Annotated in this window: 12 protein-coding genes; 8 read left to right on the forward strand and 4 right to left on the reverse strand. The window is 66.1% G+C overall.

Annotated features, from left to right (window positions below; all coding sequences use genetic code 11):
* Window positions 1-7 precede the first annotated feature (7 nt).
* The 3 genes from kdpA to GGR45_RS15150 form a co-directional block, all read right to left on the reverse strand.
* Entirely contained in the window at window positions 8-1,711 is a 1,704-nt protein-coding gene (gene kdpA, locus GGR45_RS15140) for a potassium-transporting ATPase subunit KdpA (protein WP_175312640.1), read from the reverse strand.
* Between the two features lie 13 nt (window positions 1,712-1,724).
* Window positions 1,725-1,814, reverse strand: coding sequence for a K(+)-transporting ATPase subunit F (gene kdpF / locus GGR45_RS15145; protein ID WP_037531783.1), 90 nt, complete (start codon window positions 1,812-1,814; stop codon window positions 1,725-1,727).
* Window positions 1,815-1,923: 109 nt separating this feature from the next.
* Window positions 1,924-2,772, reverse strand: a complete 849-nt coding sequence (locus tag GGR45_RS15150; protein WP_175312639.1) for a TorF family putative porin — start codon at window positions 2,770-2,772, stop codon at window positions 1,924-1,926.
* A gap of 303 nt (window positions 2,773-3,075) precedes the next feature.
* Between GGR45_RS15150 and GGR45_RS15155 the strand changes: the two genes are divergently transcribed.
* The 3 genes from GGR45_RS15155 (at window position 3,076) to GGR45_RS15165 (ending at window position 8,263) form a co-directional block, all read left to right on the forward strand.
* Entirely contained in the window at window positions 3,076-5,139 is a 2,064-nt protein-coding gene (locus GGR45_RS15155) for a phosphocholine-specific phospholipase C (RefSeq protein ID WP_175312638.1), read from the forward strand.
* 80 nt (window positions 5,140-5,219) lie between these two features.
* The gene (locus GGR45_RS15160; RefSeq protein WP_175312637.1) at window positions 5,220-7,577 is read left to right on the forward strand and encodes a glycoside hydrolase family 31 protein; all 2,358 of its coding nucleotides are present in this window, start codon (window positions 5,220-5,222) and stop codon (window positions 7,575-7,577) included.
* 107 nt (window positions 7,578-7,684) lie between these two features.
* Window positions 7,685-8,263 (forward strand): hypothetical protein, encoded by a 579-nt coding sequence (locus tag GGR45_RS15165; RefSeq protein ID WP_246358251.1) that lies wholly within the window; start codon window positions 7,685-7,687, stop codon window positions 8,261-8,263.
* 120 nt (window positions 8,264-8,383) lie between these two features.
* On the opposite strand, the gene GGR45_RS15170 is transcribed toward GGR45_RS15165, so the two are convergent.
* On the reverse strand, window positions 8,384-11,848 hold the full coding sequence (locus GGR45_RS15170) for a TonB-dependent receptor (RefSeq protein WP_343051204.1): 3,465 nt from the start codon (window positions 11,846-11,848) through the stop codon (window positions 8,384-8,386).
* A gap of 243 nt (window positions 11,849-12,091) precedes the next feature.
* Here GGR45_RS15170 and GGR45_RS15175 point away from each other — a divergent pair, with 243 nt between their 5' ends.
* From GGR45_RS15175 to GGR45_RS15195, 5 genes are all read left to right on the forward strand, one after another.
* Window positions 12,092-13,612 (forward strand): tryptophan halogenase family protein, encoded by a 1,521-nt coding sequence (locus GGR45_RS15175; RefSeq protein ID WP_175312636.1) that lies wholly within the window; start codon window positions 12,092-12,094, stop codon window positions 13,610-13,612.
* The gene (locus GGR45_RS15180) at window positions 13,609-15,078 is read left to right on the forward strand and encodes a tryptophan 7-halogenase (RefSeq protein ID WP_175312635.1); all 1,470 of its coding nucleotides are present in this window, start codon (window positions 13,609-13,611) and stop codon (window positions 15,076-15,078) included. Before GGR45_RS15175 ends, GGR45_RS15180 begins: the two co-directional genes overlap by 4 nt.
* On the forward strand, window positions 15,075-16,685 hold the full coding sequence (locus GGR45_RS15185) for a tryptophan halogenase family protein (RefSeq protein ID WP_175312634.1): 1,611 nt from the start codon (window positions 15,075-15,077) through the stop codon (window positions 16,683-16,685). Before GGR45_RS15180 ends, GGR45_RS15185 begins: the two co-directional genes overlap by 4 nt.
* Window positions 16,682-18,484: a glycoside hydrolase family 9 protein gene (locus GGR45_RS15190; RefSeq protein WP_175312633.1), complete on the forward strand. Its 1,803-nt coding sequence runs from the start codon at window positions 16,682-16,684 to the stop codon at window positions 18,482-18,484. The genes GGR45_RS15185 and GGR45_RS15190 overlap by 4 nt, the downstream gene beginning before the upstream one ends.
* Before the next feature lie 61 nt (window positions 18,485-18,545).
* On the forward strand, window positions 18,546-19,988 hold the full coding sequence (locus tag GGR45_RS15195) for a GH1 family beta-glucosidase (RefSeq protein ID WP_175312632.1): 1,443 nt from the start codon (window positions 18,546-18,548) through the stop codon (window positions 19,986-19,988).
* Window positions 19,989-20,059: the final 71 nt, after the last annotated feature.

The raw sequence follows: 20,059 nt of genomic DNA on the forward strand, positions 1-20,059 counted from the left end.
CTCCCGATCAGAAGAGTTGACCGCGGATCATCGCAAGATGATCGGCGATGGGACCAAGGGCGAGGCTCGGCAGGAAGGTCAGGCCGCCCAGCACGAGCACGATGCCGACGAGCAGACCGACCCACAGCACACCCGTGGTCGGGAAGGACCCGGCGGAGGCGGGAACATGCTTCTTCGCGGCGAGACTTCCGGCAATGGCGAGCATCGGCACGATGATGAAGAAGCGGCCCACCCACATGGCGACGCCCAGCAAGCCGTCATACCAGGGGGTCGAAGCGGTCAGGCCCCCAAAGGCCGAGCCGTTGTTCGCCACAGCACTGGTGAAGGCATAAAGGATTTCGCCGAACCCATGCGGCCCCTTGTTGAGCGGCCCGGCCAGCCCCTGCCCCGTCACGCACGACAGCGCGGTCAGGCCCAGGATGAACAGCGGCAGCACGGCGATGGCGAGGACGGCGAGCTTGACCTCGCGGGCTTCGATCTTCTTGCCGACATATTCCGGCGTGCGGCCGACCATCAGGCCCGCCACGAAGACCGCGAGGATGGCGAACAGCAGGAACCCGTAGATGCCAGCGCCGACGCCGCCGATCACGACCTCGCCCAGCTGCATGTTGAACAGCGGGATCATGCCGCCCAGCGCGGTAAAGCTGTCGTGCATCGCATTGACCGCACCGCATGATGCCGCCGTGGTGACGGCCGCGAACAGCGCTGAGGCGGCGACGCCGAAGCGGACCTCCTTGCCCTCCATGTTGCCGCCCGCCACGCCCAGCTGGTGCAGCACGGGGTTGCCCGCCGCTTCGGCCCAATAGGCCACGCTGACGCCGCCCAGGAACAGCAGGATCATCGCGGCCAGGATCGCCCAGCCCTGGCGCGTATTGCCGACCGCCTTGCCGAAGCACCAGGTCAGGCCGAAGCCGATCGTGAAGATGGACAGCATCTGGACCAGGTTGGTCAGCGCCGTCGGGTTCTCGAATGGATGCGCGCTGTTGGCGTTGAAGAAGCCGCCGCCATTGGTGCCGAGCATCTTGATCGCTTCCTGGCTCGCCACCGGGCCGAGCAGGATCGACTGGCGCACGCCCTCCAGCGTATCGATATTGACGACGCCCGCCATCGTCTGCGGCACGCCGCTGGCGATCAGGAAGACGGTGTAGACGACGCAGATCGGCAGCAGCAGGTACAGGGTGATGCGCGTTACATCGGCCCAGAAATTGCCGAGATTCTTCGTCTCGCGCCCGGCAAACCCACGAAACAGCGCAAAGGCCAGCGCGATGCCGGTCGCTGCCGACAGGAAATTGTGGATGGTCAGGCCGAGCATCTGGCTGAGGTTCGACATGGTCGACTCGCCGCCATAGCTTTGCCAGTTGGTGTTGGTCGTAAAGCTGATCGCGGTGTTGAACGCCAAATGCGGAGTCAGCCCCGCCAACCCCTGCGGATTGCCCGGCAGGAAGAATTGCAGGCGCAGTACCGCATAGGTGAAGACCATCAACGCGACGTTGAAGGCCAGCATATGCAGCGCGTAACGCCGCCAGCCCTGCTGGGCGTCGGGGTCGATGCCCGACAATTTGTAGAAGCCGCGCTCGACAGGACCGAGCACGACATGCAGGGGCGTGCGCCGCCCCTCGTAAAGAGCGAACAGCCACGCGCCGACCGGCTTGGTCAGCGCGAGCAGGATCGCGATGAAGCCCAATATCAAGGCCCATCCTTGAAGCGTCATGGTGCCGCCCCCTTCAGAAACGTTCTGGGCGGATCAACACCGCCACCAGATAGACGAGAAGGCCGAGCGCGGTCAGCGCCGCCAGCCAGAGGTCGAGGGTCATGCTCTCGCCCCCCTCACGCGTGGTCGCACAGGCGGGCATAGGCGAGCGTCGCCGCCACCAGCCCAGCCATGACCAGCAACCAGATCAGATCGTCCATGGCTTATGCTCCTCAGAAACCGGCGGTGAGGGAGACGAGCAGCGTGCTGCCCGCGATATTGCCGTTGCCGTCCTGTCCCTTGCTGAAGCTCGGGCGCAGATAGGCGGCCTTGCGGTCGGAAATGCTGGTATCGACCCAGGCGACGCCCAGCGTCAGATTGTGCCAGCTGGTGTCCGCACCCAGCGACCAGTCCCAATAGTCGCCGGTCGGCGTCGGCGCGGTGGCGTTGGGGCCGAGGCCGTCCATGCCCCAGCTATGGCCGATATGCGCCTTGGCGGTGAACGGCGTGCCCGCAATCGCGGCCGCCCCGTCGCCCCAGAGATAGAGGTTGTCGCTCTTGGCGCCGGGATGGTCATAGACACCGGCGGCGGCGCTGGTGCCGTTATTGTACCACTTGCCGATCGCCTGCTGCCGGGGCGCATAGGCGACACCGGCGGTCAACGAGACCGGGCCGGTCGTGCCCGACAGCTTCGCATAGGGCTCGGCATAGTCGGTCTTGTTCGCGCCGCCCGGATACATGTACCAGGTCAGCCCGACATCGAGCGTGCCGGTCGGGCTGATCCTGGTCTTGTAACCACCGATCAGGTCCAGCTCCATGTTCGCGCCGCCGAAGGTCCCCCACCCCGCCAGGTTCGAGCCCCAGACGCCGACATAGGCGCCGCTTTCGTGCGCCACGGTCAGGCCACCCTGGATCGCCATATGCTCGTCCGATTGCGAAATGCCGCGCAGGCGATAGTCGGATGCGATGGCGACCGAACCGCTGACGGTCACGGGCGGCGGCGCGGTTTCGGCGGTTTGAGCGGATGCGGCTGCGGGAAACACGAACAGCGCCGCAGCGGCGCTCAACTTCATGGTCTTCATATCTGCCCCTATGGACAGGCCGCCACGAGTGAGTTGGGCGACCTCCAGGGCCGAGCAATTAGGCCTGTGCGCCATAGCAATTCGAGAGCGATCCCCCGCTTTCGCATATAGACGACGTATAGTTCGCCTCGATCCTCCCCGGCACTGGGAGGGGGACCGCCGCGCAGCGGTGGTGGAGGGGGATCGCCGCCGGCGACGTCCTATGATGAAGCCCCCTCCACCAGCTTCGCTGGTCCCCCTCCCCGTGCCGGGGAGGATTGTGTGCGTCACCAAAACGTCAACCATCTCGGCCATGGCGAGCCGATGGTCACAGTCTCCCGCCGCTCCCTTCTCTCCGCCGGCGCCGCCCTCGCCGGTTCCGCCGCCCTGCCCCCGGCCATCGCTCGCGCCGCCGCGATCGCCCCCGACCGGCATACCGGCACGATCCGCGACGTCGAGCATGTCGTCATCCTGATGCAGGAAAATCGTGGTTTCGATCACTATTTCTGCACGATGCCCGGGGTGCGCGGCTTCGGCGACCGCTTCCCCATTCCGGTGGCATCCTCAGACGGAGCCTCACGTACTGTCTGGCAACAGCTCGACCGCAAGGCCGAGGGCGGCCCGCGTCTCGTCTCGCCCTTCCACCTCGACACCGACAAAGAGTTCGCCCTGATGCGCATGCAGGGCACGCCGCACACTTGGCCCGACGCGCAGGCTGCCTGGGACGAAGGCCGCATGGCCCACTGGCCCGAGGCGAAGCACCAGCGCGCCATGGGCTACTATGCCCGCGCCGACCTGCCCTTCCAGTTCGCGCTGGCCGAGGCCTTCACCATCTGCGACGCCTATCACTGCGCGGTGCAGACGGGGACCAACACCAACCGCCTGTTCCTGTGGAGCGGCACCAATGATCCCACGGGCCAGGCGGGCGGTCCGGCGATCGGCAATTCGCATGACAGCTTGGTTGAGAATGGCGGCGCGGCCGATCCCTATCGCTGGACCACCACCCCTGAGCGGATGCAGGCGGCGGGCATCGACTGGCGCATCTATCAGGACATGGCGGACAATTTTACCGACAACCCGCTGGTCGGCTTTCATGCCTATCGCGAGGCGCATCACGGGCGCGGAGATCCCGAACTGATGGACCGGGCACTAACCACACGCGGACTGGACGTGTTGAAGGCCGATGTGCTGGCCGGACGGCTGCCGCAGGTGTCCTATGTCATCGCCACCGCCGCCGGGTCGGAGCATCCCAACCCCTCCAGCCCGGCGCAGGGCGCGGCCTATACCGCTGAACTGCTCGATGCGCTGACCGCCGATCCCAAGGTCTGGGCGCGAACCGTGCTGTTCGTGATGTTCGATGAGAATGACGGCTTTTTCGACCACGTCCCCCCGCCCGCCCCGCCGTCCCGTGGGGCCGATGGCAAACCGCTCGGCAGATCGACGGTCGATCTGGCGGGCGAATATCATGACGTGCCATCGACCGGCGACGCGGAAGCCGACACGCCCGCCTATCGCGGACGCCCCTATGGCCTCGGCCCGCGCGTGCCCATGTATGTCGTGTCGCCCTGGAGCCGGGGCGGCTGGGTCAATTCGGAAACGTTCGACCATACCAGCGTCATCCGCTTCCTGGAGGCGCGCTTCGGCTTTCACGAGCCCAACATCTCTGCCTGGCGGCGTGCGATATGCGGTGACTTGACCAGCGCGTTCGACTTTGCCGCGAGCGACGCCGCCACGCCCAGCCTGCCCGATCCCCACGCCCAAGCGATCCGCGCCGCCGCGATCAAGGGACAGGTCAGCCCGCAGGCTCCCGCCTCGTCGGGAGCGCCCCGACAGGAACCCGGCATCCGCCGCGCCCGTCCCCTGCCGTACCGGCTGGAGGTGCAGCGGATCGCCGATCCCCAAGGGGTTCGCCTGCGCTTCCGCGCGGAGGGAGCCGGTGCCGTTTTTCATGTCTATGACCGTCAGGCGCTCGAGCGGACGCCGCGCCGTTACTCGCTGGCTGCGGGCACGCAGATCGAGGATGTCTGGCTGTCCGATCCGACGACTGGCCACGACCTGTGGGCGCTCGGCCCGAACGGCTTTCACCGCCACTTCGCGGCGCACATGGACATTCCCGAGGTGCAGAACTCGGTCAATGCCGACGGGCTGGTCCTGACCGTCCCGCCCGGCCTGCATGACCTGTCGATCGTGCGCCTCGAACCGGGCAAGGCCGTGCCCTTGCCCCGTCCGCTCAAGCCCGGCCGCCATCGCTGGTCGCTGGACGATGCGCTCGGCTGGTACGATGTGACGCTGACCCGCGCGAGCGACCCGCGCTATCGCTTGCGGCTGGCCGGACGGCATGATCGACCGTCCCGTCCGACGGTGAGCGATCCGTTTCGCGCCGGATAGCGTTCCCCCTTCCCCACCCACGGCGCCAGCGATAGGGTAGCCAATACGCAAAACAGTTTGCTTAATAGGGGGGATGTTTCATGCGGGGCAAAGCGCGCGCCACGGTGTCCGGTCGTCACTGGCGGTGGGCCTGCGCCGCCTCCGCGCTGCTCGCGGCCGTCGCGCCCCTGGCCCTGTCGGCCGATCCGTTAGGCACCGTCGAGCGTAACGGCGCGCTCGTCTCGGTCGAGCCCTACGCCCCCGGCATCGTCCGCGTCACCATCGCCACCGACCGTGCCGAGGCGGAGGCCAAGCCCGGCTATGGCCTGATCGCCAAGCGTGATGCCACAGGCTGGTCCCACCGCACGGATGCGAGCGGCGACATCTTCGCCTCGTCCGGCCTGACCGTGACCGTCGCTGCGCAACCCTGGCCCAAGCCGCCCAGCCAGATGGAGCGATACTTCGCGCCTTCGCTTCCGCCCGTGTCGATCAGCTTCGCCGGGCCGGAGGGCAAGCCGCTGACCCGGATGAACGGCTGGGAAAAGGCGCCGCACACCGTCTCGGACGAAAAGACCTTCCGTGTCGGTGCCAACTTCGCCGACACGCTCGACACGCATTATTATGGGCTGGGCCAGTATCAGGACGGGGTGCTCGACCTTCGCGGGCGGACGATCGATTGCCGCCACGATTATGACCGCCCCGGCGGCGAGTCGGTCTGCGTGCCGTTCATGGTGACCGACAAGGGTTATGCGATCCTGTGGGACAACCCGTCCGCAACCACCGTCTCGCCGGGCCTGCTGAACGCGACCAGATTCGCCTCGAACGTCGGCGAGCGGGTGTCGTTCTTCGTGATCGCGGGGCGCACGACCGACGAGCTCTACGCCGGTTATGCTCGCCTGACCGGGGCGACGCCGCTGCCGCCCAAGGCCGCCTTCGGCTTGATCCAGAGCAAGGCACGCTACGAGACGCAAGGCCAACTGACCGAGATCGCCGACGGCTATCGCAAGCGCGGCCTGCCGCTCGACATCATGGTGCTCGACTGGTTCTACTGGACGCGGATGGGGCAGCTCGACATCGACCGCACGGCCTTTCCCGATCCGGCGGGCATGAATGCGCATCTCAAGTCGATGGGGATGCAGAGCATCATCAGCATCTGGCCGCGCTTCGAGCGCGAGAGCCGGTGGTTCGACACGCTAGCCGCCAAGGGCTGGCTGATGAAGGACAAGGACGGCAATCCGGTCGATGGCCTGCCGATCCGCTCCGACCGGGCGGGCGCGCTGATCGACAGCACCAACCCGGAGGCGCGCGCCTGGTTCTGGGACAGGATCCGCGACAACATCTTTTCCCAGGGCTTCGACTACGCCTGGTTGGACGAGACCGAGCCTGATCTGGTGCCCGAAGGGCATTTCTTTTCGATCGGCTCGGGCGATCGTTACCGCAACGTCTATCCGCTGCTTCATACCTCCAGCGTGGCGGAGGGCTCTGCGCGCGACCGGCCGGACAAGCGCAACCTCATCCTGTGCCGCGCCGCCTATCTGGGTACCCAGGCCAATGGCTGCCTGTTCTGGTCGTCGGACGTGCAGTCCAACTGGGAAGCGCTGCGCCGTCAGGTGCCCGCGGGCCTGGGCATGACCGCCAGCGGCATCGCGTACTGGTCGAGCGACACGGGCGGCTGGCAATGGCCCAATGGGCCGGAAGCGCAGCATCCGGTGCTGGTCGATCCAGCGGGCGCGACCGCGATGGCGCCATCGTACCGCGATTACCCGGAGCTGTTCGTCCGCTGGTTCCAGTATAATGCCTTCACGCCGACGCTGCGTATCCATGGCCAGCGGCCGGGCACCGCGCTGTGGGACTATGGCACCGCCGCCGAGCCGATCCTGGCGAGCGCGCTGCGGCTGCGTTACGCGTTGATGCCCTATCTCTATGCGTTGGGGCGGCAGACGAGCCAGACCGGCGCGCCCTTCATGCGCGCGCTGTTCATGGACTTTCCGAACGATCCGGCGGTGAAGGATCTGGGAGACGAATATATGTTCGGCCCCGCCTTCCTGGTCGCGCCCGTCACCGAACAGGGGCAGACCAAGCGCCGCGTCTATCTGCCTGGCGGAACCGACTGGTATGACTGGTGGACCGACAAGCGCTATACGGGTGGTCAGTGGATCGAGGCGGCGGCACCGATCGACCATATTCCGCTGTTCGTGCGGGCGGGCTCGATCGTGCCGATGGGCGTGGTCATGCCGAGCACCGCCGCCACCCAAAATCTGGAAAGCATCCGCGTCTATCCCGGCCGCGACACCAGCTTCACGCTCTATGACGATGACGGCACGACCAATGCCTATCGCAAGACGGGCGGGCGCAGCGCGACGCTGCGTTGGGACGACAAGGCGCGGCGCCTGGCCGCGAGCGGCCGACTGCCTACGGGACAGTCGCCCGAACCGCTCGTCAAGATCATCGGCCAGTAAGAACAAAGCCCGGCTCCCTGCGGGGGTCGGGCTTTTCTTAAGCCGCCGAATACAATCGTTTTTGCGAAAGGACCGGACAGTCCGGCCGAAAGAGAAGGAGAAGGATCATGATCGGATTTGTGGCCCTGCTGATTGCGGCCCTGCCATTGGGAGGCGCCGGCCAGGCCGCCCCCGGCGCGGCGGCCCAGCCCAGCATCTTCGACAAGGCAGTCAACGCGCCCGGCATTGGCTGGGCGCCCTACGGCCCAAATCAGAGCGCCAAGCAGGTTCCCGCCCCCGACGTTCCGGGCGGCAATGCCGTGCAGATCAAGATCAGCAAGGCGGGCGCCAATCCCTGGGACAGCGGGGCTGCCTATCCTACGATCAAGCCGATCGCGGCGGGCGACACCATGCTGGTCATGGTCTTTCTGCGCGCACCGAACGCGACCGAAGCCGCGCCAGTGACCATCCCCGTCGGCGCAGGCGGCTCCGAACCGCCCTACACGCCCATCGCCTCCGAGCCGGTGCAGGTCGGCCCGACTTGGAAGCGCTATTATGTCTCGGGCGTCGCCAACCAAGCCTATGCGGCGGGCAAAGCGAACATCACCGTGCAACTGGCGGGTGCCAAGCAGGTGATCGAGGTCGGGCCGGCCTTCCTGATCGACCTGGGACCGGGGTTCGACCTGTCGAAGCTGCCGCATAACTGAGCGGTTCTGCCGCCCATTTTTCCAGCAACGAAAAACCGCCCGCCTCCGAATAGGAAGCGGGCGGTTTTTTTGCGTCCGTCAGCCCGGCCGAACCCCGAACGGTTCGGCCGGAAAACCGGATCAGAAGGTGCCGCGGATCGCGAACGAGAAGCGGCGGTCGTTGACGATGTACGAGCGCGGCGCGGTGGCGGTCGAACCGCTGATATAGGCCTGCTCGGTCTTGATGACCTGATTGGCCAGGTTCACGCCCTGCACGCCGATCTTGAGGTACTTGTTCAGGTTGATGAACGCCGATGCGTCCAGCTGCCCGCCCGCATCCTGATAGATGGAGGTGTAGGGGAAGATCACGTCCGCCGGGGTCAGCAGATACTTGGAGCGCCAGTTATAGGCGGCCCGCAGTGAGATCGGCCCCTTTTCGTAGAACAAGGCCGCATTGACCGTGTGCTTCGACAGCCCCTCCAGCGGCAGATTGCCCGGCTTGATGTTCGACGTGCTGACCGGGGTGCCACCGTTCAGGAACGAGTTCGGCAGGCCTGAGCTCTCGATGAAGGTGTAGCTGCCACTGGCGCCTAGGCCGCTGAGCAGACCCGGCAGGAAGTCGAAGGTCTGCTGATACGCAACCTCGGCGCCCTTGATCTTGCCGGTGCCGTCGTAGTTCGCCGGGCCACGGACCAACACCGACTGGGTGATGCCGTTGCTGGTGATCGAGCGGTTGGTGACCGACTGGTAGAAGAAGTTCTTCACCGACTTGTAGAAGACGTCGACCGACAGCTGACCGACGCGCGCGAAATACCATTCGACCGTCGCATCGAACTGCCACGCGGTCGCGGGCTTCAGATAGGGGTTGCCCGCCGTCGCCGTGATCTGGCCGCTGTTGGTGTCGAAACCCAGCTGCAGGAAGTTGCGGATGTTCGCAAAGTCCGGACGGGTCATGACCTTCGACGCCGCCAGACGCAGCACCACGTCGCGACCAACGCCGAACTTCAGGTTCGCGCTGGGCAGGAAGTAATGATACTGATTGCGGGCGGTATCGGGCGTCGTGATGCCGGTCGAGAACTGCTGGATCGCATTATAGCCGGCCTGGCCCAGCTGACAAATGCCTGCGGGCACCGCGACCAGCGGCACGCCGTTCTGGAGCACGGGCTGACCATTCTGGGTCACCGGCTGCGGCGCGCAACGGGTGCCGAAGGGATCGCTCGTGCCGGTCTGCTGCTGCGTCGGTGCGCCGATCGACCCGGCCGAGGTCAGGTCGGTCAGGACGTAGCGAACGCCGATATTGCCGCTCATCCGCACATTGCCGAACAGGTTGCCCGGCGTGGCGAAATTCAGCTGGCCGTACAGGTTCTTGTCCTGCTGCGACACGTCCTGGATTTCCGACGGCAGGTACGGCGTACCTGCGACCACGCCCGCACGCTGCGCCAGCGGTGCCCAGGTGGTGGCGGTCGAACCGTTGGCGGTTTGCCAAAGATTGCCGATCGACTGCAGATACGCCGCCGACTGCTGGTAATTCCCGCTCAGGTTGCCGGTGTAGTAATAGGCCGACGGCGCGCCATTGGTCGCGCCACGGAAGAAGTTCGGGAAGGTGTACAGCTCGGTCTGACCGGGCGCCTGCGCGAACGACACCGGGTTCGAACCCGACCACACTTCCGACAGCGCACCCCAGTTATAGGTGGTGTAGCGGACCTGCGACGAACGGTCGGCATAACGCGCGCCGAACTTGGCATGGGTGAAGAAGCCGCCATCGTCGAACTTATAGTCGACATCCGCCTTGAACGCATATTCGCGGCCCACGCTGTCTTCCAGGTGGTCCATCGCCGCGCGCCAGAACTGGACGTTGCGGTTGGCGAAGTACTGCGCGTCGGTCTGCTGGTTCAGCGTCGGGTTGGGCGTGGCCCAGCTCGCCTGCAGCGTCGAGGGCTTGTGCGGAATGACGACCGGCAGGTTGCCCGACAGGTCGAGTTCCGAGTCCGCGAAGGTCGAACCGAACACGCGGAAATCGGTGCTCGTCTTCTTGGCGCGGGTATAGTCGCCGTCCAGGTTGACCGACCAGTGATCGTCAAGCTGGGTCTTCAGGTTCAAGCCGAAGTCGGTGACGGTGTTCTCGTCACGGGTCATGCCACGCGCCAGCGACTGCTGCGTACCGCCGGTAGGAACCCAGCAGGTCGCGTTGCCACTGCACGACGCGCGATAGCCGTTGCCCGGCGCGGTGATGTAGCCCGACTGGAACAGGCCGCCCCCGTCGTACACATAGTTCTTGGTCGTGCCGGTGGGGCACTGCGCGATCGTCGAGTTGGCGGGACCGGCGTTGTTCTGGACGCAGCCGATCGGATAGGTGTTGTATTCCGACAGATCGGGAGCGGTCTCGAAGGTGCGCTCCGAGGTGTTGTTGACCGTGTGGGTGCGCAGGAACTGCGCGGTCAGGACAGTGCGCTCGTCCGTGCTCTGCCATTGGCCGGCCAGCGCGATACCGTCGCGCTTGCGGTCGAATTCCTGCGTCGCGAACTGGCCGCCAATGGGTGCGTAGCGCAACGATGCCGGATCAAGGAATCCATCCGCGCCCGGCGTGCTGGCCGCGGCGCACGCAAAGCCGGTCGTACCGCCCACGGGCAGCGTGGTCTGATCGGCCGTTCCCGGCAGCGGGTTGCGGCAGTTCTGTGCCGTGGTCGAATTGGCCGCCAGTGCCAGCGTGTTATCGCGGGTCTGGATGTTCGTGATGCGGATGCTGTCCGCGCGGCTCTGGACGCGCGAGTACGAGATGTTGCCGAGCAGGCCGAAGCGGCCGATGCCCGTATCCCAGGTGTCGCTGACGAACAGCGAACCCGTCGGCGACCACTTTTTCTTGAAGTCGCCGTAATTGCCCTCGGCGGTGAAGCCCAGGTGGAAGCCCTTGTTGTCGAACGGCTTGCGGGTGTTCAGGTTGACCGTACCGGCCAGGCCGCCCTCGATCAGTTCGGCCGTGGCGTTCTTGTACACCTCGACCGAGCCTAGCAGCTCGGCGGGGACGTCGGAGAAGTTGATCGCCTGGCCGCCGATACCGGCCGAGAACGTGTCGCGGCCGTTGAACTCGGAGCGGACAAAGGTCAGACCACGCACCGCGACGCCCGAGCCTTCGACCGAGAAGTGGTCGGGGTCGTTGGCGGCGGCGAAGCGGCTGATCGACACGCCGGGAACGCGCTGGAGCGCTTCGGTGACCGAGCGATCGGGCAGCGCGCCAATGTCGCTGGCGGTGATCGCGTCGACGACGGTGTCGGAGTTGCGCTTGATGTTCTGCGCATTCGCCAGGCTCTGGCGGATGCCGGTGACAACGATATCGTTGCCGCCGCCGCCTTCCTCACCAGCGGGCGGCTGGGCACCGGCGGCCTCGACGCTGGCGCTGGTGCGCGGCGTGGCCGAACCGGCCGTTCCCTGGCCCGCGACCGCACCGGTTGGCGAATTGGCGCTCTGGTCCGCGTCGCTGGCCGTCTGCGCGAAAGCGGGCGTGGTCAGCGCGGCGATGCACAAAGCACCGGCGGACGCGCCGAGCAGGAGTCGATTAAAACGATTGGCATTGGCAGTGAGCGGCGCAGCGCTGCGCATAATGGTCATCCCCCCCTTTTCGCGCGCCCCATTGGCGTCACGCAGTTAGGTCGCGATCGTGCCTGTCGACACGTTTCACAGACTGTTGATTGCGCTACCAGCTACAATTCGACAAGATGTTTAACTTAAAAAATGTCCGATCCGGGACAAGGTGCGACATTCCTGCCACGCTCGCCTTTCGGTGGATTGCGGCGGGGCCGGGCACGCGGCATGAAATGACGAATTGGGCCGAAATCACCGGGCCGGGGGTGGATGACGAAAGTGACAAACGACGTGGTGCGGGTCGTCATCGTGGGCGGCGGTACGGCGGGCTGGATGGCCGGCGCCGCGCTGACTCGTCTTCTTTCGAATCAATGCAAGGTCCGTCTGATCGAGTCCGAAGCGATCGGTGTGGTCGGCGTCGGCGAAGCCACGCTGCCGCATATCCGTGCCTTTAATGAACGGCTCGGCATTCCCGAGGCCGAGTTCATGGCGCGCACCCGTGCCACCTTCAAACTGGGCATCGAGTTTCGCGATTGGGGCCGAATCGGGGACAGCTATATTCACCCCTTTGGTACGTTCGGTCGCGGCACGGGGGCGATCGATTTTCATCACTATTGGTCGCGGTTGGCGCGGGAGGGGAAGGACCTGCCGCCGCTCGACCAGCTGTCCTATGCCTGCACGCTGGCGCGCGAGGCGCGGTTCGAGCATCCCGATCATGCCCGAGGCGGCCTCAGTTCGACCTTCGGCTATGCCTATCAATTCGATGCGCTGCTGTTCGCGCCCTATCTGCGCAGCCTGGCCGAGGATGCAGGCGCGGTCCGGACCGAGGGCATGGTCGTCGATGTCGCGCGTGATGGCGAAAACGGGCTGATCCGCGCGGTCACGCTGGCGGACGGCGAACGGGTCGAGGGCGACCTGTTCATCGACTGCTCGGGCTTTCGCTCGCTGCTGCTCGGCCAGACGCTGGGCGAACCGTTCGAGGACTGGTCGAAATGGCTGCCGACCGACCGCGCCGTGGCGATGCCGTGCCGGACCGAAACCGCCGTCACGCCTTATACCAGCGCGATCGCGATGCCCGCCGGGTGGCGCTGGCGCATCCCGCTCCAGCATCGCACCGGCAATGGCTATGTCTATGCCAGCGACTTCATCACCGATGCCGCGGCCGCCCGCGCGCTGGAGGATGCGGTCGAGGGCGAGAAGCTGGCCGAGCCGCGCCTGCTGCGCTTCAAGGCGGGGCGGCGTCGGCGCAGCTGGGTCGGCAACTGCGTGGCCATAGGGCTGGCCAGCGGGTTCCTCGAACCGCTCGAATCGACCAGCATCTATCTGGTGCAACAGGCGATCACCGCGCTGATCGAGCTGTTCCCCAGCCGTCAGATGGAAGCGTCCGACCGCGACGAATTCAACCGGATCATCGATCTGGAATATGACCGGATCCGCGACTTCCTGATCCTGCATTACCACGCCACTTCGCGCGACGATTCGCCCTTCTGGAACTATGTCCGCACCATGCCGATCCCGGACAGTCTGGCGGAAAAGCTGGAGCTGTGGCGCAGGCGCGGACGGGTGGTGAAGTATCGCGAAGGCGTCTTCCTCGATGCCAGTTGGATCGCGGTCTATCTGGGCCAGGGCGTCCTGCCCGAAGGCTGGGACCCCCGCGCCGATGTCGCTGGGACCCATGATCTGCTCCACGCCGTTGCGGCCCTGCGTGCCGAAATTGCCGCCGATGTCGCTTTGCGCCCCGATCACCGCACGTTTCTGGAACGCTATTGCCCGATGGTGGCGGCGGCATGAGCGCGCCCATTCGCCATGTGCTGGTCGCCGGAAGCGGGCTGACCGCTTGGTGTGCCGCCGCCGCGCTCAAGCGCCGCGCACCGTTCCTGGAGGTGACGCTGCTCGCCACGCCGCCAGCGCGCGACGCGCTGGCCGACCGGATCAGCTGCACCCTGCCCTCGCTGCCCGGTTTCCAGGCCGATCTGGGCATCGGCGAGGACGACGGGGTCACGCGCGCCGGCGCAGGCTATCGGCTGGGCACGCGTTTTTCCGGCTGGGCGGACGGGCTGCCCGATTATGTCCATGCCTATGGCGGCTATGGCCATGCGATCGGCCCGGCGGCGTTCCACCTCCACTGGGTCCGCGCCGTACAAGAGGGCCGCGCAGCGCCGTTCGACGCCTATTGCCCGGCCGCGCAACTCGCACGCATAGGCGGCTTCGTTCCCCCCTCCCCGGGCACGCCGTTTGCCGGCCATGAATATGGCCTTACGCTCGATCTCGCCCGCCATGTCGCGATGATGCGCGCTTTTGCGCTGCATGTCGGGGTGCGTGAAACATCGGGATCGGTTGCCCGGGTAGAGGTTAACGACCAAGGCCGTGTGACCGCTACCGCATTGCAGCATGGGCCGGTGCTGACGGCGGACCTCTATATCGATGCCACCGGACCCGCTGCGCTGCTGCGCGGCAGCATCGATAATGTGTGGCAGGACTGGCACGACTGGCTGCCCTGCGATCGCGTGCTGCTGGGCACGCAGGTCTCGGGCGAAGGAGCGCCCGTGCTGACGCCCGTGACCGCCCATGGCGCGGGCTGGCACTGGTCGAGCGGCGAGCAGGTCGGCATCGCCTATAGCATCGCCCATCTGTCCGATGCCGACGCCGCCACCATGCTGGCCCGCGACGGGACCATGGTCGATGCGCCGATCGCCATCCGCCCCGGCACCCGGACGCAAGCCTGGCGCGGCAACTGCATCGCGATCGGCGACGCCGCGACGCAGATCGAGCCGTTGGAATGGTGTAATCTGCATCTGGCGCTTAGTGCGATCGATCGGCTCGTCACCATGTTGCCCGACACCGCCATGGCCGAGGTCGAGGCCGCCGATTTCAACCGCCAGACGCTGGCCGAGGCGGAGCGGGTGCGCGACTTCCTTGCCGCGCATTACCGCACCGCGCGCCGTCCCGAGCCGATGTGGCAGACTGTGGCGCAAGCCGAGCCTCCCGCGACGCTGGCACACACGCTGGACCAGTTCGGCGAGCGCGGCCGCCTGCCCTTTTACGAGGAAGAAACCTTCACCCGCGACGGCTGGGCCGCGATCCTGCTGGGCCAGGGATATCTGCCCCGCCGGATCGACCCACTGGTCCATGGTATCCCGGTGGCCGAGGCGGACGCTGCCATGGCGCGGATGACCGACGCGATCGCCGCCGCCCTTCCCCATGTTCCGGCCCATGCGCAGTGGCGTGCGGCCCAGATGAGGCGCCTTGCCCGATGACACCTTCCCCTGACCATCAGATCCGCCGGGTCGTCATCGTCGGCGGCGGCACCGCCGGATGGATGGCGGCAGCCGCTTTCGCCCGGCTGCTGAACAATGGCTATACGCATGTCACGCTGGTCGAATCCGAGGAGATCGGCACGGTCGGTGTCGGTGAGGCAACGATCCCGCCGATCATCACCTTCAACCAGATGCTCGGGCTGGACGAGAATGACTTCCTCGCCAAAACCGGCGGCACGTTCAAGCTGGGCATCGAATTCGTCGACTGGGGCGACAAGGGCGAACGCTATTTCCACCCGTTCGGCCGCCATGCCCAGGATTTGCAGGGCGTGCATTTCCACCAGCTTTATTTGCGCGAACGCAGCCGCCGCGCGCTGCCCGACATTGCCGAATGGTCGATGAGCGCGGTCGCGGCGCGGGCGGGCAAGTTCGGCCGCGCAAAGCCCGATGCCCGCTCGCCGATCCGCGAGTTGTTCTACGCCTTCCATTTCGATGCCTCGCTCTATGCCCGCTATTTGCGCGGCTATGCCGAACGCGGCGGGGTGACGCGGATCGAGGGGCGGATCGACGCAGTGAACCTGCGTCCCGAGGACGGCTATGTCGAGGCGGTGACGCTGAGCGATGGGCGGCGGATCGAAGGCGATCTGTTCATTGACTGCTCGGGCTTTCGCGGCCTGCTGATCGAGGAGGCGCTGGAAACGGGCTATGAAAGCTATGCCCGGTGGCTGCCTTGCGACCGTGCGGTCGCGGCCCCTTGCGCGCTGCCCGAGCCGACCGAACCCGATCCGTTCACCCGCGCCACCGCGCGCGACGCTGGGTGGCAATGGCGCATTCCGCTTCAGCACCGGATGGGCAATGGCCTGGTCTATTGCAGCGACTATCTCGATGCCGAGGCGGCCGAGGCGCAGTTGCTGGGGAGCCTGGAAGGTGAGTTGCTCGGCGATCCTCGGCACTTGCGTTTCACCGCCGGGCGGCGGCGCGAAAGCTGGAACCGCAATGTCGTCGCGCTCGGCCTGTCGAGCGGATTTTTGGAGCCGCTGGAATCGACCAGCATCCACCTCGTCCAGGCGGCGCTTCAGCGGCTGATCGCGCTGTTCCCCGACAAGCGCTTCGACCCCACTGAGCGCGACGAGTTCAACCGCCAGATGCGCGACCTGTACGAGGATGTGCGCGACTTCATCATCCTGCATTACAAGGCCACGCGGCGCGACGACACGCCCTTCTGGAACCGGGTGCGCACGATGGAGGTGCCCGACAGCCTAGCGCGCAAGATGGCGCTGTGGTCGGGCAAGGGACGGCTGTTCCGCGAAGGCTATGACCTGTTCAGCAACCCCAGCTGGGTCGCCGTCTGCCTGGGCCAAGGCCTGATGCCCGAACGCTGGGAGCCCGCCGTCGACGCGCTCGATGAGGATCTGGTCGCGCAGGCGCTGGAACAGATGCGGGCCGGTTATGCCGACACCGCCATGCGAATGCCCAGCCATGGCGATTTCCTGCGCATGACCGCCCCCTCCCCGCTAGCCCCCGCCATGGCGGCGCCTAGCGGCAGCGACAGTTTCGACTTCATTCATGCTGGCAACAGCGCGCAGACCAAGGGACCGTTGCTGTGAAACGCGTGGTTCTTCCCCTGTTCGCGCTGGTGGCGACGGGCGCGAGCGAGACGCCTGGGCCGCATCTCAATCAGATCGGGTTCCGGCCCGACACCGCCAAGCGCGCCATCGTTGCCGGTGAAGATACGCCTCTGCCCTGGCAATTGCTCGATGAACGGGGCCGCACCGTGGCCGAGGGGAAAAGCACAATTTTCGGCCCCGACGCCGCGTCGGGTGATCGCGTGCAGCAGATCGACTTCGGCGCGTTCCGCACGCCTGGGACCTATCGGCTGAAGGTCGATGGGCGTTCCAGCCATCCGTTCATCATCGCGGCCGATGTCTACCAACCGCTATCGCACGCCTCGCTCAACTTCTTCTATCAGCAGCGTGCCGGGGTGGCGATCGATGCGCGGTTCGCCGGGGGCGCGCAATGGGCGCGCGCGGCGGGGCATGTCCATGAGGTCGTGACCTGCTTCAAGGGCGTCGATCTGGCGGGGACCGACTGGCCGGGCTGTCCCTATACGCTGGACGTGACCGGCGGCTGGTATGACGCGGGCGACCAGGGCAAATATGTCGTCAATGGCGGCATCGCTTTGTGGACGCTGCAAAATCTCTATGAGATCGATACGGGTTCGCTTCCCTTCCCGGATGGCAGCGCCGCGCTGCCCGAGGCCGGGAACGGGATCAACGACCTGCTCGACGAGACGCGCTTCGAAATGCGGTTCCTGCTCGCGATGCAGGTGCCCGACGGCCAGACCATGGCCCTGCCGCTCGGACGGCAAGGTCGTGGGCCGTTGCGCCTGACGCCGGTGGACGCATCGGGCATGGCGCATCACAAGATCGCCGATCGCCACTGGACCAAGCTGCCCACCGCGCCCGCCGACGATCGCGAGGAACGGCTGCTCTTCCCGCCCAGCACAGCGGCGACGCTGAACCTGGCCGCCACCGCCGCGCAATGTGCGCGCATCTGGCGCGGGATCGACAATGCCTTCGCCAAACGCTGCCTGATCGCGGCGGGCAAGGCGTATCGCGCGGCCCGGCGCAACCCCGACGTCTATGCCGCGCAAGGATTCGACGGCAGCGGCGGTTACGGTGACGGCGAACTGTCCGACGAACTTTATTGGGCCACCGCCGAGCTTTATGCTGCGACCGGAATGCCCGAGCTGGCCGAGGCGCTGCACAAGATGCCGCTGCACGCCGCCGCGCTGACCGGCGAACCGAGCTGGGGCAGCGTCGCCGCTTTGGGCACGATCACGCTGGCGACTGCGACCGGCGTCACGCCCGCCGAGCGGGCGGCGGCGCGTGCCAAGCTGATCGCGCTCGCCGATCGGTTTCTCGCCGAGGAAACGCGGTCGGGCTATCACATCCCTTATGCCTCGACCGCTTATCATTGGGGGTCGAACAGCGGGATATTGGGCCGCGGGCAGATTCTGGCGCTGGCGGCGCGCTTCACCGGCGAGGCCCGCTACCGCGACGGCGCGGTCGACGCGATGGACTATGTGCTGGGCCGCAACCCGCTCGACCAGAGCTATGTCAGCGGCTTCGGGTGGAAGCCGATGCGGAACCCCCATCACCGTTTCTGGGCGCATCAATTCGATGCGAAAATGCCCGGCCCGCCGCCCGGCGTGCTGAGCGGCGGCGCCAACAGCACCAGCTTTCCCGAACCCGCCTCCGCGCCGATGAAAGGGCATTGCGTCGGCCAGCGTTGCTGGATCGATGACGCGCGCGCCTATGCGCATAACGAAGTCGCGATCAACTGGAATGCGCCGCTGGTTTGGCTGGCCACCGATCTGACCCGACCGCTGAACGCCAATCCCTGAAGGCCGCTGCGGCCCCTGTTCACCCGAATATCGTCACGAACATTCTACAAAAGGACAAGAGATGGATCGTCGTAATTTCATGAAGACCGGTGTGGCGATGAGCGGTGCCGCGCTTGCCACCGGAGGCAGCACGCTGGCCGCCGCACGCGCCGCCGCGCAAGGTTCGGACCTGAGCTTTCCGAAGGACTTCCTCTGGGGTTGCGCCACCGCCGCCTATCAGATCGAGGGCGCGGTGAAGGAAGACGGGCGCGGCCAGACCAACTGGGACGTGTTCTCGCACACGCCGGGCAAGGTCGCGAACGGCGATACCGGCGACGTCGCCTGCGACAGCTATCATCGGTACAAGGACGATATCGCGCTTCTTCAGAATCTGGGCGTGAAGGCGTATCGCATGTCGATCGCCTGGTCGCGCATCTTCCCCGAGGGGCGCGGCAAGCCCAACCAGAAGGGCATCGACTATTATAACCGCGTCATTGACGCGCTGCTGGCGGCGGGCATCCAGCCCAACGTCACCATGTTCCACTGGGATCTGCCGCAGGCGCTGCCCGGCGGCTGGCAGAACCGCGACACCGCCAAGGCCTTCGCCGACTATGCGGGTTTCATGGCGGGCAAGCTATCCGACCGCGTCCACCGTTTCATGACGGTCAACGAACTGCGTTGCTTCACCGATCTGGGCCATATGGTCGGCACCCATGCGCCGGGCCTGAAGCTTCCTCAGGGTCAGGTGAACCAGGTCCGCCATCACGGCTGCCTCGCTCACGGCCTGGGCGTCCAGGCGATCCGCGCCAATGCCAAGGCCGGCACCGAGGTGGGCATCGCCGACAACGCCAATATCTATGTCCCGGTCATCGAGACGCCCGAGCATATCGAGGCGACGAAGAAGGCGATGCGCGACGACAATGCCATGTTCCTGACCGCGGTCATGGAGGGCAAATATCTCGACAGCTATCTGTCGGCCGCGGGCCAGGACGCGCCCAAGGTGCAGGCGGGCGACATGGCCGCGATCGGCAGCCCACTCGATTTCGTGGCGCTCAATATCTACACGCCGACCTTCGTGAAGGCGAACGCCAACGACCCGCGCGGCTACACCCCCCTGCCCCATCTGCCCCAGTCGCCGCGCATGGCCTCTCCCTGGCTATATGTCGGGCCAGAAGCCGCCTATTGGGGCGTGCGCGCGGTCAGCGAGTTGTGGAAGCCCAAGGCCATCTACATCTCGGAAAACGGCACCTCGGCCGACGACCCCCTCAACAGCGCAGGGACGGTCGATGACGGCGACCGGATCATGTACCTGCGCAACTATCTGGGCCAGTTCCGCCGCGCGGCGGCCGAGGGATACCCGCTCAAGGGCTATTTCCTGTGGAGCCTGATGGACAACTTCGAATGGGCCGACGGCTATGGCAAGCGGTTCGGCATCCATTATGTCGACTTCGCCACCCAGAAGCGCACGCCCAAGCTGAGCGCCCAGTGGTATAAGGAACTGATCCGCCGCAACGCGCTGGTCTGATTTCAAACCCAGGCGAAACAGAAACCCCGCCGGTCATTGGACCGGCGGGGTTTTTTGTGCGCTGGACCCTC

Origin of the sequence: Sphingomonas zeae (assembly GCF_014197135.1) — a bacterium.
GTDB lineage: Bacteria > Pseudomonadota > Alphaproteobacteria > Sphingomonadales > Sphingomonadaceae > Sphingomonas > Sphingomonas zeae.